The organism is Brevibacterium sp. SIMBA_078 (genome assembly GCF_046534565.1).
GTDB lineage: Bacteria > Actinomycetota > Actinomycetes > Actinomycetales > Brevibacteriaceae > Brevibacterium.
Genome location: NZ_JAWRYQ010000001.1, coordinates 913,082 through 927,220, shown reverse-complemented (window position 1 = coordinate 927,220; position 14,139 = coordinate 913,082). Strand labels below are relative to the sequence as shown.

14 protein-coding genes are annotated in these 14,139 nt (G+C 65.1%); 7 read left to right on the top strand and 7 right to left on the bottom strand.

The features are described from left to right. Nucleotides 1-69 precede the first annotated feature (69 nt). Together SB749_RS04140 and SB749_RS04135 are read right to left on the bottom strand one after the other, a co-directional pair. Nucleotides 70-762: a fasciclin domain-containing protein gene (locus SB749_RS04140; protein ID WP_410709187.1), complete on the bottom strand. Its 693-nt coding sequence runs from the start codon at nucleotides 760-762 to the stop codon at nucleotides 70-72. 158 nt (nucleotides 763-920) lie between these two features. Continuing rightward, nucleotides 921-2,528, bottom strand: a complete 1,608-nt coding sequence (locus SB749_RS04135) for a molybdopterin-dependent oxidoreductase (RefSeq protein ID WP_410709186.1) — start codon at nucleotides 2,526-2,528, stop codon at nucleotides 921-923. A 108-nt stretch (nucleotides 2,529-2,636) separates the two neighbouring features. Between SB749_RS04135 and SB749_RS04130 the strand changes: the two genes are divergently transcribed. Beyond that, nucleotides 2,637-3,140 carry an OsmC family protein gene (locus SB749_RS04130; protein ID WP_370034924.1) on the top strand — a complete coding sequence of 168 codons (504 nt, stop codon included), beginning with the start codon at nucleotides 2,637-2,639 and terminating at the stop codon, nucleotides 3,138-3,140. A gap of 74 nt (nucleotides 3,141-3,214) precedes the next feature. Here SB749_RS04130 and SB749_RS04125 read toward each other — a convergent pair whose 3' ends face one another. After that, on the bottom strand, nucleotides 3,215-4,087 hold the full coding sequence (locus SB749_RS04125; protein ID WP_410709185.1) for an alpha/beta hydrolase: 873 nt from the start codon (nucleotides 4,085-4,087) through the stop codon (nucleotides 3,215-3,217). Nucleotides 4,088-4,229: 142 nt separating this feature from the next. On the opposite strand from SB749_RS04125, the gene SB749_RS04120 reads away from it, so the two are divergent. From SB749_RS04120 to SB749_RS04110, 3 genes are all read left to right on the top strand, one after another. Then, nucleotides 4,230-4,916, top strand: a complete 687-nt coding sequence (locus SB749_RS04120) for a trimeric intracellular cation channel family protein (RefSeq protein ID WP_410709926.1) — start codon at nucleotides 4,230-4,232, stop codon at nucleotides 4,914-4,916. A 94-nt stretch (nucleotides 4,917-5,010) separates the two neighbouring features. Next, nucleotides 5,011-5,841, top strand: coding sequence for a hypothetical protein (locus SB749_RS04115; protein ID WP_410709184.1), 831 nt, complete (start codon nucleotides 5,011-5,013; stop codon nucleotides 5,839-5,841). 45 nt (nucleotides 5,842-5,886) lie between these two features. Continuing rightward, complete coding sequence (locus SB749_RS04110; RefSeq protein WP_410709183.1) at nucleotides 5,887-6,747, top strand: PPK2 family polyphosphate kinase; 861 nt, start codon at nucleotides 5,887-5,889, stop codon at nucleotides 6,745-6,747. A gap of 64 nt (nucleotides 6,748-6,811) precedes the next feature. On the opposite strand, the gene SB749_RS04105 is transcribed toward SB749_RS04110, so the two are convergent. Further along, a complete protein-coding gene (locus SB749_RS04105; protein ID WP_101547144.1) occupies nucleotides 6,812-7,234 on the bottom strand; it encodes an OsmC family protein in 423 nt (140 codons plus the stop codon). Between the two features lie 43 nt (nucleotides 7,235-7,277). Then, nucleotides 7,278-7,847, bottom strand: a complete 570-nt coding sequence (locus SB749_RS04100; RefSeq protein WP_410709181.1) for a cysteine hydrolase family protein — start codon at nucleotides 7,845-7,847, stop codon at nucleotides 7,278-7,280. Nucleotides 7,848-7,941: 94 nt separating this feature from the next. On the opposite strand from SB749_RS04100, the gene SB749_RS04095 reads away from it, so the two are divergent. Both SB749_RS04095 and SB749_RS04090 read left to right on the top strand, forming a co-directional pair. Then, entirely contained in the window at nucleotides 7,942-9,225 is a 1,284-nt protein-coding gene (locus SB749_RS04095; protein ID WP_410709179.1) for an MFS transporter, read from the top strand. Between the two features lie 67 nt (nucleotides 9,226-9,292). Next, nucleotides 9,293-10,045, top strand: a complete 753-nt coding sequence (locus SB749_RS04090; RefSeq protein ID WP_410709177.1) for an MOSC domain-containing protein — start codon at nucleotides 9,293-9,295, stop codon at nucleotides 10,043-10,045. A 75-nt stretch (nucleotides 10,046-10,120) separates the two neighbouring features. Here SB749_RS04090 and kynU read toward each other — a convergent pair whose 3' ends face one another. After that, nucleotides 10,121-11,524: a kynureninase gene (gene kynU, locus SB749_RS04085; RefSeq protein WP_410709176.1), complete on the bottom strand. Its 1,404-nt coding sequence runs from the start codon at nucleotides 11,522-11,524 to the stop codon at nucleotides 10,121-10,123. A gap of 125 nt (nucleotides 11,525-11,649) precedes the next feature. Here kynU and SB749_RS04080 point away from each other — a divergent pair, with 125 nt between their 5' ends. Then, nucleotides 11,650-12,210 (top strand): OsmC family protein, encoded by a 561-nt coding sequence (locus SB749_RS04080; RefSeq protein ID WP_410709175.1) that lies wholly within the window; start codon nucleotides 11,650-11,652, stop codon nucleotides 12,208-12,210. An 84-nt stretch (nucleotides 12,211-12,294) separates the two neighbouring features. Here SB749_RS04080 and recQ read toward each other — a convergent pair whose 3' ends face one another. After that, nucleotides 12,295-14,130 carry a DNA helicase RecQ gene (gene recQ, locus SB749_RS04075; protein ID WP_410709174.1) on the bottom strand — a complete coding sequence of 612 codons (1,836 nt, stop codon included), beginning with the start codon at nucleotides 14,128-14,130 and terminating at the stop codon, nucleotides 12,295-12,297. Nucleotides 14,131-14,139 lie beyond the last annotated feature (9 nt).

The following is a 14,139-nucleotide window of genomic DNA, read 5'->3' as shown; positions in this document are numbered from 1 at the left end:
GACGGCGGCCGGGGCCCGATCGCGACTGCATTGATCGTTCCCCGGCTACCACCATTCGGTGTGTCGTCGTCACTTCCCGGGCATCATCACAGCGTCGACCATGTAGACCGTGGCGTTGGCGGTCTTGACCCCGCCGCAGACCAGTCCGGCATCGTCGAACTTCATGTCCTCGCCCTCACCGGAGATCTTCACCTTCGAGCCTTCGACGGTCTCGTGCTCACCGGCGATCTCATCGGGGGAGAGCTGACCGGGGATGACGTGGTAGGTCAGCACCTTCGTCAACTGATCCGAATCCTTGGCCAGGGCGTCGAGGTCGTCCTTCGGCACATCGGCGAACGCATCGTCGATCGGGGCGATGACGGTGAATTCGTCGCCGTTGAGAGTGTCGACGAGGTCGACATCGGGATTGAGCTCACCCGAGACCGCCTTGGTCAGGGTCGTGAGCATCGGGTTGTTCGAGGCGGCGGTGGCGACAGGATCCTGACCCATGCCCTCGACAGATCCAGCCCCGTCGGGGTTCGCCTCGGCGTAAGCCGAGCAACCCTTGCCGACGAGATCGGTATCGGCCATGGATGAGTCACCGGATTCGTCGGGCATCTCGGATTCGGCCGAGTCAGCCGGCTGCGATTCGGAGCTGCCCGAATCCGAGCCGGATTCCTCCCCGCCGGAGCCGGAATCCATGCCGCAGCCGCTCAGTGCCAGGAGGCCGATGGCTCCGGCCGAGAGGATGGTGGCGGTGCGTGTGCGAAGCAGAGTCTTCATTGTTCTTCTCCTTAAAACAGTGATGCGGATGATCCCACAGCTGTGAAGTGGTCTCCATTGCTCGCTGTGTACTGGGTATTCGGTGTGGTGTCGGATTCGGATGGGTGGATGGGGAAGAAATCTTAAGAATTCCTTCGCCGAGGCGGCCCCGGGGACCGTCATTCGACGCGGAATTGGATGTGATGGTGCCCGGTGGCCGAGTTCGGAATCGAATCCCTTCGTTTCCCCGTCTGTACCGTGCCGTCCTTGTCCGTGGCGCGCACGGTGAGGGTATGGGAGCCCGCGGCCACCTCGGCGAATTCGGCCCGCCACTGCCGCCAGGTGTCGATCGTGACCTCCTCGGCCAGATCCGCCCGCGTCCATTCGCCGTCGTCGAGTTTGACCTCGACGCGCTCGATCCCTGAGCGCTGCGCCCAAGCGGTGCCGCCGACCCGGAGGTCCCCGGCAGCGACCTTGGCCAACGGCTTGGGGACCTCGATGCGGGAAGCGACGAGGATGGGGGCCTTCTCGTCCCACCCCCGGTCGGTCCAGTAGGCGGTCTTCTCATCGAAGCGGGTGACCTCGAGTTCGGTCACCCACTTCGTCGCGGAGACGAAACCGTAGAGTCCGGGAACGACGAGGCGGGCGGGAAAACCGTGGATCGGGGTGAGCGGTTCGCCGTTCATGCCCACCGCCAACAGGGCGGCACGGTCATCGGTCAGTGCACCGATCGGTGTCGAGGCGGTGAATCCGTCGAAGGAATGGGAGAGGACCATATCGGCTTGCGAGCTCGGGCGGGCTCGGGCGAGGAGTTCGCGCACGGGATAACCGAGCCAGGTCGCATTGCCGACGAGATCCCCGCCGACGGGATTGGATACGCAGGTGAGCGTGATGTGGTGTTCTTCCAGAGGCAGGTCGAGGAGGTCGTCCATCGTCAGGGTGACCTCGTTCTCGACCATGCCGTGGATGCGCAGAGACCACTGTTCAGGGTCGATGACCGGCGGTGAGAGCACCGTGTCGATGCGGTAGAAGTCCTTCGCCTCGGTGACGAAGGGGACTGTGCCGTCGACGTCGGTGCTCGCGGCCGCCGGGATCGCTGCCGCCTTCTTCGCGGGGGTAGGCAGAACCAGTTTGGCGATCGCGGCACCGGCGTCCTGAGTCAGCGAGACAACGGTCTGACCAGCGGCGATGGTGACGGCTCCGATGGCGCCGACGGCTCCGGCGAGGCCGAAGAAACGGCGGCGGCTGAGCGGATCCGAAGTTCGTGAAGGTTCCGACGTCCGTGAACCGGGCGCGATGCGGCGCGCGGCATCGGCACGGTCGGCCGCCTCGGCGGGAGTTTCAGGTACACCGAGGCGCAGCAGCACGACGAAGACCGCGACACCCCCCGCGATGCCGATGAGCGTGGGAATGATGTCGAGGGCGCCCGCCTCGGGGCGCAGGACGATGACGATGAGGGGGACGAGCCCGGCGATGAGCAGCAGCGTCGTGGCCAGACGCCGGCGGGAGGCGGCCAGGGCTCCGATGAGCCCGGCGAGAACGAGCGCCCCGAGCCCGGTGGAGACGACGAGGACGAGCTTGTCGTTGTCGCCGAAGAGGGCGATGACGGGTTTGATCGCCGCCGGGGGGGCCAGTGGGATGATCGCCTGACCGAGGGTGAGCAGCGGTGCCGCACTCGGGGTGAAGGCACGCGCGATGAGGTCGGCGAGACCGAACATCATGACTGCGGCGACGACGCCTGCCGACGTGCCGCGGAAACGGTGGGCTGCACGGGTTTTCCGATTCATAGTGATGATTCGGAGCCGCCGGGGCGGCGGATGGGTCTGCGGGTTTTGTCACTGACCATTCACTGAAACGCCAGTGACCTTGTTGCGTGCCTGTCGTAGCATGGTGCAATGACTGAGAAACCCGGATACGCCCAGCCGCAGGCTCCGACCGGAGACGCGGATGAGCCGAAGAGCCCGAGTGCGCCGATCTACACCGCGAAGGTCGAGAACCTCGGCGGCACCTCGGGTGAGGTGCGCGTCGAAGACGGCCAGACCCTGCCCACTGCCCCGACCTCACGGGTCGAAGAAGGCAACAACCCGGAACAGTTCCTCGCCATGGCCTGGTCGACCTGTCTCGGTGAAACGCTCAAGGTCGTCCTCGCTGTCAATGAGATCGAAGCGCTCTCACGCGTGCGCGTCGAGGTCGAACTGCACAACGAACCCTCCGGCAACGGCTTCTACTTCGCCCCGAAAGCCTTCATCTCCATCGAAGGGGTCTCGGACACCGACGCCGAGAAGTACGCTGCCCGTGCCCACGCTCGCTGCCCCATCTCCAAACTGCTCATGGGCAAGGGCACCCCGGTCGTCGAGATCGAACCCTACAAGAACCCGGACAACTTCCAGCTCAGCTGAGTTCGCCACCCGCCTCGGCGGAGGAAGAGGCCCCGACCGTCACGGTCGGGGCCCCGTCAGTTCGCACTCGCGCTTTACCTGTCGGACTCCGCGGCAACCTCGGCGGCGATCTGCGCCAACTGTACGGCCGCCTCGGCGGGATGGATCAGCCATCCCACATGGGACGACGCGAGCGTGCGCACCCGGTAGGGATTGTCCGGGGTGAGCGCATCGCCTTCGCAGATGAGGCGATCCTGCATCGCGGCCGGCAGGCTCCGATCCTCGCCGAGGCGGACGAACGTGCGCGGGATCGTCCCCCACGTGCCCGCCTGCGCCCGATGTTCGGGACCTCCCACGTCGAGGTTTTCATCCGGCTGGAGTGAGCCCAAGAAGACGCGGAATTCGTCATCGCTGACGTCGGCGCAGAAGAGTGCTTTCAACCCGTCGAGGACCTCCGGGTCCGCCTGGCGGAAATTGCAGCGCAGCAGACCCAGCTGCCCGGGGTCACCGGCCAGGGCCCGGGCGAGAGCCGCAGCGTCGACGGTCTCCATCTCGGGTTCGGCATTGTATTCAGCGGCTGGAAGGTCCACCGGTGCCCATGCGGAGACATAGACCATGTGGTCGATCAGCTCCGGATGCGCATTCGCCAAGGCTGTCAGCGTGGCCCCGCCGCGGCTGTGAGCGACGATGACCACCGGTCCGTGCTCCTTGGCGCGGGCGGCCTCCTCGGTGAGAGCCCGGACATTGTCGTCGACGGTCACACCCCTGATCGATCCCGACTCCGAGGTGAACTGGGCAAGGTCCTGAGGCGCCTGATACCCGAGCGGGAAGGTGGCGGCGAAACCGTGACCCGGCAGGTCGACCGCAGCCGAGCGCACTCCGTGGAAGGCGAGTTCGGCCTGCAGCGGGGCGAAAGAGAAGGAAGTGGCGAAAGCGCCGTGGACGAGGATGAGCGTCGGCTGCGTCATCTCCTCAGCCTAGCGGCCGCCTCGGCGATGGGGAACGGAACACCAGACAAATGGCTCACTGGATGTCGAAGCGGATTACAGTGGCTGGTAGGACGCTCGGCACCGGGCCGGGCACGGAGCGACGAGAGGAGCCGAGGTGGAGATGAACTTGCAGGAGTTCCTGTTCCTCGCCCTCGACCTCACCGGCACTTTCGTCTTCGCAGTCTCCGGAGTGCTGCTGGCCGCGCGACGCAATTTCGACATCACCGGCGGGTTGGTGCTGGGCACGATGACGGGCATCGGCGGAGGCATGATCCGCGATGTGCTCCTCGACCGGGTGCCCAACGCCATCGGCCAACCGATCTACCTCGCCCCACCGGTGATCGCGACCCTGCTCATCTACATCATCGGCTCCCACATCTCCCGCGCACGGATCTGGATCGTCGCCTTCGACGCGATGGGCCTCGGCCTCTTCAGCGTCACCCGCACGACGATCGCGCTCGCGGCCGGGACGAACTATCCGGCGGCGCTGCTCATGGGTGCGCTGACCGCGTGCGGCGGAGGGCTCATGCGCGATGCCGTGGCCAGTGAGGATCCGGCGATCTTCCGCGGCACCGACCTCTACCTCATCCCCGCCCTGTTCGGTTCGGGGCTGACGATCATCGCCGAGGTGACCGGACTGTTGGGTGCCATCGCCTCACTCATCATCGCGGCCGCCGCTTTCGGCTTCCGCATGCTCGCGTGGAAGCTGCAGTGGCGGGTGCCGCAGCCGATGCGGCAATGGTCGTACCGGGACACCGGACAGCGCGTGAAGAAGAAGCTGCCGTCGGTGTTCCGGAAACCGGATTGAGGACGTCGGTGTCTCGCTTCGTCGAAATCAGCGGTGTCGAGGCTGACACATCGCTGCCTGTATGGGGCGCCTGTGGGTGTGCGACGATGAAATCATGAGTGAGACACCGCCCGGACCGCCGCCACCGGGGCCACTTCCGTTGCATGAGGAGAAACCGGTTCCGACATGGACGCGTGACTTTGTGCGCGTCCTCGGGGTCTCGTTGTTCGGGGCACTGTTCTTCACCTTCTTCATCTGGCTCGCCTCGACGGGGCTGATGGTCAGCAACAACTTCGACATCATCGAAGCGGATGCGATGTGGATGGGAATCTGTGCCGCAGGCCTCGCCTTCTTCTTCCCGTTCCTGTTCATGGAGCACAAACGACCGGATGACGGGTTCCGGCGTGAGGGTCTCATTCCGCTGATTCTCCTCGGCGTGGTCGCCTCCGCAGTGATCGTCTCCCTGGTGGCGCTGGTCTGGCCGTTCTTTCTCGGCGTGCGGGCCGTTCCCGGAACGGTTGCCGCGGAACTCAATGCCGATCCGGCGAGCTTCTTCCTCGTTCTGCTCTTCTTCATCGGCGGCATGGCGTGGAGCACGTGCATGATGATGCCGATGATGATCGGCGGCTACAAAGTCGCGCTGTGGCTGCTGCTGCCGTATCTCGGATTTGCCTTCCTCATCTTCTTCGCCGGTGTGCACGTCTTTGAGAACCCGCCGAGCCTGCTTGTCACGATGATCTGGGTGGCCGTGGCGCTGTCCGGTCTGGCGGTGCTGACGGCGCTCGCGGCTCTGCGCAATGTCATTGACAAGCCGAAGCCGCAGATGACTGCGAGCGAACGCGATGCGGCCTACCAGGGGTACCTTGCGGACAGGCGTCGGCGCGGACTGACGAATGAGAATCCGCTGCCGGGTATCGACGGACCTCAGCAGCCGCCTCGGCGGTGAGTTGTCGGTATAGACGCGGCCCTTCCCACCTGGAAAGATGAACGCATGTGTGAGCCGACGAGCAACTGGACGACCGATCCTGCACCACTACTGCGCGCTGGGGAGGGATTCCGCCTCGGCGAGGTCGATCCCGAATCCACCCCCGGCTACGACGGGGACAAGAAGAGCGGGAAGAAAGATCTCGAAGCGCTGTCTGCTGAGCTCAACGACCTGCAGGAGCGCCTCTTCGCCGCCCACCACGACGAGGACTGCGGTCCCGCCGTCCTCCTCGTCCTGCAAGCCATGGACACGGCGGGCAAAGGCGGAATCGTCCGCCACGTCGTCGGAGCCGTCGATCCGCAGGGTGTCGAGCTCGCCGCCTTCAAGAAACCGACTGAAGAGGAACTAGCCCACGACTTCCTTTGGCGCATCCGACCGCGCGTGCCCGGGCCCGGCATGATCGGAGTCTTCGACCGCTCACACTACGAGGATGTGCTCATCGGCCGCGTTCGTGAACTCGCCGACGAGACCGAGATCGAGCGCCGCTACACCGCCATCAACGACTTCGAAGCTGAACTGATCGCGGCGGGAGTGCGGATCGTCAAGGTCATGCTCCACATCTCTCCGGACGAGCAGAAAGAGCGTCTGGCCGAACGCCTCGAACGGCCGGACAAGTACTGGAAGTACAACCCGGGTGACGTCGACGAACGACTCCTGTGGCCGGATTACATGGACGCCTATCAGGCCGTTTTCGACCGCACCTCCACCGAGGAGACCCCGTGGTTCGTCGTGCCCGCGAACCGGAAATGGTACGCCCGGCTGGCCGTGCAGCGGCTGCTGCTCGATGCCCTGGTCGACATCGACCCGCAGTGGCCGGCAGCCGATTTCGACGTCGAGGTCGAGAAGAAGCGGCTCGCCGAAAGCTGAGGATCACGTCCGTACGGAACGGCGGTCCGCCTCGGCGAAGGATCTGCCGTGACGAATCGCGACGTCAGTCGCGACGGATGCTGAAGTCGACCTTCGTGGGGTGTTCGACGGTGCGGGAGACAGTGCAGTACTTGTCATGGGAGAGCCCGACGAGGCGTTCGATGCGGGCATCGGCCTTCCGGCCCTCCTCGTCGTCGGGGAACGCGAGGTCGAAGTCGAGGTGGACGTTGTCCACACGAGAGGCTCCGTCTTCGTCGATCTTGTCCGCGGTCGCGGAGACGTCGAACTTCGTGGGTTCGGTGTGACGGCTGGTGACGGTGTCGACGTCGATCGACGAGCAGCCGGCAACGGCGGCCAGCAGCAGTTCGACGGGGGTCATGAGGCCTTCGCCGCGGCCGAATTCGATGCTTGCTCCGCTCGGGGCGGTGGCGCGGTAGTGGTTTTCGGCGATGCGGGTCAGTTCGATGCTGCGGATGTCTTCACTCATGGACTAATGATGGCAGACTCCGGGGTGGCAAGAGCTGGGACGATCAGGGTTTGGTGAAGTCGACCTCGCTCGATTCCTGAACGCGAGCCTGCCGGCCGGGACCGGATTCGAACTGCCAATAGAGGTTCGTGTGTGAGACCACCTGCTCCGGTGGGGGAGCACCCCATTCGGTGAGATCCTCGGTGGTGTGGGCGTCGGAGACCAGCGTGACGTCGTAGCCGCGGGCGAATCCGCCGTGGATGGTCGAGCGCACGCAGGCATCAGATTGGGCACCGGTGACGATGAGGTGGCCGACGTTCTTTCCGGCGAGCACCTCCTCGAAGTCCGTGCCCTCGAATGTATTGCCGTGGGTCTTCTCGATGATCGCTTCGCCCTCAGCGGGGGAGAGCGTGTCGACGATCTGCCATTGCGGGGAATCGATCGGCAGCTCACCGGAGCTGTGCCGGACCCAGACCACCTCAGTGCCGGTGTTCCGGGCACGGTCGACGAGATGGGAGATCGTGGAAATGACCGATTCGGAGTTCCAACTGGCTTGCATGACGCCGTTTTGGACGTCGATGACGACAAGGGCGGAGTTCGGGCGGGTGGACGTCGGCGGTTGAGCTGTGGACATAAGATCCTCCTTGATCAAGGATCATTGTCCTCGCCTCGATCCCAGCAGACAAGAGGTCGGTGCCGGTCCGTTCCGCCGGTGTGAGAATGGGGGAGTGAGCGATTTCTCCGAGGACAACGGCGGTGCCGCCGGTCCGCGCCGTTTTAGCGTGCTTCGCAATTGGAAGACTGCGCCCTATCTGATCGGATCGGGCACGGCGATGATGGGCGACAATATCGAGCACGTCATCACCTATTGGGTGCTGTGGCAGAAGTTCGAATCCCCGGCGCTCGTCGGATTCCAGCTCATCAGCCACTGGCTGCCCTTCCTGCTCCTGTCCGTCTATGCCGGGTCTCTGGCCGAACGCTTCGACTGCCGCCGCCTCATCCAGATCGGACAGATCATGTTCATGGTCGTGTCCCTGTGTTGGGGGATCCTCTTCCTCACGGACTCTCTGCAGCTGTGGCAGGCCTGCGTGCTGCTCGTCATCCATGGCCTTGCCGGATGTCTGTGGGGTCCTGCCGAGCAGATGATGCTCCATGACTTCGTCGATCGGAAGGAGCTGCCGAGCGCTGTCCGGCTCAATGCGACGTTCCGCAGCCTCGGCATCCTCTTCGGTCCCGTCGTCGGTTCCGCTCTGCTGCTCGGGGTCGGTGCCACGTGGGGCATCTTCATCAACATCGTCTTCTATCTGCCGCTGACGATCTTCCTCATTCGCACCCCCTTCACCGGGCATCTGCGCAGCGGAGGAGTGCGCACCGCGCGGACGACTCTCATCCAGTCGCTGCGGGTGCTCATCGACGTTCGCCACAATCGCGCGATCGTCGGCATGCTGTTGCTGGCCGCGCTCGCCTCGACGACGATCGGGGCGGTGCTGCAGACGGCGATGCCGGTGTTCGGCGACATCCTCAATCCGGTCGGCGGGGACAGTGACTTCACCTATGGCGTGCTGCTCTTCGCCATGGGTGCAGGAGGGGTGCTCGGGGGCTTCGGGCTTGAGGCGACCGGGTGGATCAAGGCCGTTCCGGCTGCCGCGGCACTGGCCGCCGCGGCGATGGGCATCAGCTCTCTGTTCTTCGCCCTGACCTCGCACCTGTGGGTGGCCGTCATCATGCTCGTCATCGCCGGAGTCTCGAAGATCACCGCCGAGTCGACCGAGATGGCGATCATCCAACTCGAAGCGCCGCCGGAGATCCGCGGCCGCGTCATCGGCTCCTATGCGACGTTCGGCCCCGGGATGCAGACCTTCTCCGGAGTCACCGTGGGAGTGCTCGGCACGATCGCCACGATCCCCGGAGCCGTCATCATCGGCGGCACGGTCCTGGCCATCGGAGCGGTGGCCATCGGCACCTACGCCATCACAGGAAGGCGCAACCCCCATGCCCCAATTACTACCTGACGGCGGCGCAGCAACCTGGCGCCAGGTATCTGGGCCGCCGTCACCTGCTTCTGCGCGGGAATTCGGAGTGCCATCGCTCGGGTTCGCCCACGTCAAAGGCACACGACACGAGGCTCGACCGAGCGCAGCCGTCGACGTTCACGGACCGGTCGGCGATCGTGAGTTCTGCTTCGTCGATGTCGAACGACGACAGGTGCTCAAGACCGTGCAGAATCCTCGGCTCATCCGCATGACCACCTCACTCGTCGACGACATTTTGACGATCACCCTGCCCGACGGGCGCTCTGCCACCGGGGTGCCAGCCGGCTCGGGTCAGCGCCTGACCTGCAATTACTGGAAGCGACCGATCGACCTCGAACTCACTGACGGCCCGCATTCGGCACTCGCCTCCGAGTGGCTGGGAAAGCCGGTGCGGCTGGCCCGCGCATATCGTGGAGACGTGATCTACGGAGCTGGCCTGTCGATCGTCACGACCGCGTCGATGAGGGAACTCGCCGAACAGTCCGGTCACCACGATCTGCTTGATGAGGCCGCCCGCTTCCGTGCCACCCTCGTCCTCGGCACGGACGAACCTTTCATCGAAGAAACCTGGCGAGGCCGGGATGTGACGGTGAACGTGCTGGACGTCGGCGCTCTGCGTGTGCGGATCGGGGATCCGATTGCGCGGTGTGCCATCCTCGATCTCGACCCGATCACCGGGGAGCGGGGCAGCAATCTGCTCAAGACTCTTGCCGCCAGCCGCCCGCGAAATGAGGCGGGTGAACCGTACTTCGGCGTCAACGCCGATGTCATCGAAACTTCTGCGGCTTCGGACGCCTGAGCGGCCACGTCCCAACGCAGGTGACGGCGGCCCAGATACCTGGCGCCAGGTTGCTGCGCCCCCGTTGGGTAGCAATTAGGTGACGGCGCCGCGGACCTTGTGCGCGGGGGTGTCCCAGAGCCGGTTGTCGAGGATGTCGCGCAGGGCCTCGACGGTGTCCCACATCTCGGTGAACCCGATGTAGAGCGGTGTCAGCCCGAACCGCAGCACCTCCGGCTCACGGTAGTCGCCGATGACTCCGCGCGTGATGAGCGCACTCATCACCGCAAACCCCTCCGGATGCCGGATCGAGACCTGGGATCCGCGATGGGCGTGTTCACGTGGGGTGACGACCTCGACCGGGTGATCGGCCAATCGCTCATCGACGAGGTCGATGAACAGGTCCGACAGGGCCAGGGACTTCTCCCGGATCTGTTCCATGTCCACCCGCGAGTGGATGTCGAGGCCGAGCTCTGCCACGGACATCGACAGGATTCCCTGCGTTCCGGTGAGGTAGCGGCGGATACCGTCGGCCGGCCGGTAGTCCGGGGCCATCTCGAAGGGCTGCGCATGCGACCACCACCCCGACAGAGGTTGGCTGAATCGGTTCTGCAGCGCCTCGGCGACCCAGATGAATGCGGGAGACCCGGGTCCGCCGTTGAGGAACTTGTACGTGCAGCCGATCGCCATGTCCGCCCCGGCTCCGGCCAGATCGATGGGCAGAGCACCGGCCGAATGGCACAGGTCCCAGATGACCATGGCTCCGCCGGAATGGATCGCCGAGGTGGTCGTGCCCATATCGAAGAGCCGACCGGTCCGGTAGTTCACATGGGTGAGGACGACGAGGGCCACCTCGTCGGACATCGTGGTCGGGAACCCTGCGGTGACTTCCTCATCGTCGACGAGGCGGACCTCGTATCCGTCGCCGAGCTGCTCGGCCAATCCTTCGAGCATGTAGATATCGGAGGGAAAGTTCTCCCGCTGGGTGAGGATGACCCGCCGGTCCGAGGAGTCCTCGGCCTGCATCTTCAGCGCCGCCGAGGCGGCCTTGAACAGATTGATCGACGTCGTGTCCGTGACGACGGTCGACCCGGCCCCGCCGCCGACGAGCCCGGCGACCTTCTCACCCAGCTTTGCCGGCAGATCCCACCAGCCGGCGGTGTTCCATGACCCGATGAGGCCGGTGCCCCATTCGTCGGTGATGACTTCCTGGGCGCGTTCTGCGGCTCCCTTTGTGCGCGCGCCGAGAGAGTTCCCGTCGAGATAGATCGTGCCTTCCGGGAGCAGGAACTCCTCGCGGCAATCACGCAGAGGATCGTTCGCATCGCGTTGTTCGCAGTCCGCGCGGGTGATTGAACTCGGGGAGCCAGTTGAGTTCGCCGAGGTGGCTGTCCGGTCAGAGGTCGTCATCGTCGCCTTCCGCGTGGTGGGGGAACCGGTGGGTTCGTCTGCCTTCCAGGCTACCGTGCGTCGGCTGATGACGAATTGTGTTCTGCTCATGACGCCAGACGACGGCAGCCGACGGTGGGGAGGACGCCGCTGGGCGATCGTTTCTAGTCTGAGATCAGCACCGACCCGCACGATCTCGACCACACGCTCGACCATTCGATCAGGAGTCCACCCTCATGACTGCAGCCACCACCGAGTTCGACACGACCATCGCCATCAGCGACGAAGAACGCGCCACGCGACTGACCACGGCCGGAGAGGCATGGAACGAACGGCTGGCCGCGTCGGCGAAGAACGGGCAGCTGACGTTCTCGGCCTCGGGCACCGCCCGCGGTTCGGTGTCCTCGGTCATCACCGCCGGCCGCCACACCTTCACTGTCGACGAACCGACCCCGCTGGCCGGCGACGACGCCGCCCCGAATCCTGTCGAGTACGCCCTCGGCGCACTGATCTCCTGCCAGGTCGTCGTCTACCGCCTCTACGCCCAGAACCTCGGACTGACCATCGACGAACTTGATGTCAGCGCTGAAGGCGACCTGGATGTGAGGGGACTCTTCGGCGCCGATGAGACCGTGCGGCCCGGATTCTCGTCCGTGCGCGTGAGCGTCAACATCGCCGGACCCGACAGCAACGAGGACTACCAGAAGCTGCAGGAGACCGTGGACGCCCACTGCCCCCTCTTCGACATCTTCACTAACCCGACCCCGATCGACGTCACCGTCACGAAGACCAACTGACCTCCCAGGACTACCCGACGGCGGCCCAGCAACCTCGCGCCAGGTTGCTGGGCCGCCGTCGGGTAGTAACAGGGGGCATGATTCTCAGCCTGCGTGGGCGGCGAGCACTTCGAGCACGGCATCGCCGTAGCGGTCGAGCTTCTTCAGCCCCACTCCGCTGACCTGACCGAGTTCGCTGATCGTCGTCGGCTTGACCTCGACGATGCCGTAGAGCGTGGCATCGGGGAACACGACGTAGGCGGGCACGCCCTGCTCCTTCGCCTGCTCTCCTCGCCAGGAGCGCAGTGCCTCGAACAGGGAGGCATCGGCGGGGTCGAGTTCGACTTCGAGGCCGCCTCGGCGACTTGATCCGGCCTTCTTCGCTCCGGCTTTCCTCACCGGGTCGACGCGCAGTGAGATCTCCTCCTCTCCGCGCAGCACGGGGCCGGCGTTCTCGCCGACCACAAGCACACCGTAGTCCCCATGGGATTCGAGGAGGCCGCGGGCGAGCACCTGCCGGATGACGGTCTTCCACTGGCTCTCGGACAGGTCGTCGCCGACGCCCCAGACGCTCAGGCTCTCATGGTCCGAGGCCCTGGACCGGTCGTTGTCATTGCCGCGCAGCACATCGATGACTTGGCCCGAACCGAAACGCTGCCCGCGTTCTCGGTCGAGGCGGATGACTGCCGACAGCAGCTTCTGCACGGCCACGGTCGCGTCCCAGGTCACCGGCGGTGTCATGCAGGTATCGCAGTTGCCGCACGGTGCGGATTCCTCATCGAAGTACCGCAGCAGCTGCACACGTCGGCAGTCGACGGTCTCGCAGAGTGCGAGCATCGAGTCGAGGTGGCTCATCTGGCGGCGTTTGAACACCTGGTCGCCCTCGCCGGATTCGATGAGTCGACGTTGGGAGACGACATCGCCGAGGCCGTAGACCATCCACGCGTCCGCGGGCAGTCCGTCACGGCCGGCTCGACCGGTCTCCTGGTAGTAGCCCTCGACTGATCGAGGCAGATCGAGGTGGGCGACGAAGCGGACATCGGGTTTGTCGATGCCCATGCCGAAGGCGATCGTGGCGACCATGACGATGCCGTCCTCGCGGAGGAATCTCGCCTGGTTCTCCGCGCGTACCTCGGAAGGCAGCCCCGCGTGATAGGGCAGAGCGGTGAGGCCGCGGGCGACGAGCGCTTCGGCCAGTTGGTCGACTCCGCGCCGGGACAGACAGTAGACGATGCCGGAATCCCCGGGGTGTTCGGTGGTGATGAAGTTGAGCAGCTGCGACCTGGCCGAGGCCTTCGGCTCGATCCGGTAGGTGATGTTGGGTCGATCGAAGCTCGCGACGAAGTGCTCGGCATCTTGGAGGTGGAGACGCTCGGTGAGTTCGGCGTGAGTGGCCGGTGTGGCAGTGGCTGTCAGGGCGATGCGCGGAACATCGGGGAATCGTTCGGCCAGGACGCCGAGTCCCAGATAGTCGCTGCGGAAGTCATGTCCCCATTGGGACACGCAGTGGGCTTCGTCGATGGCGAACAGGGAGATCTGTGCCTGCTCGAGCAGTCGCATGGTCCGCGGCAGGACGAGACGTTCGGGTGCGAGGTAGAGCAGGTCGATCTCGCCGGCGAGCAGCTGCTGCTCGACCTGCTGGGCGGTCTCGAAATCGAGGGACGAGTTGAGATAGGCCGCCCGCACACCGAGGTTCTCCAGTGCCGCCACCTGATCGGCCATGAGCGCGATAAGCGGGGAGATGACCACGCCGGTACCGGGCCTGACCAGGGCGGGAATCTGATAGCACAGGGATTTTCCGCCGCCGGTGGGCATGAGCACCACCGCATCCCCGCCGCCGACAACCTGGTCGACGATGGCAGCCTGTTGACCCCGGAACTCCTCATAGCCGAAGACATCGTGAAGGACATCGAGGGCGGAGGTCGTGGCTGCGGAGGTCATGGCACCCAC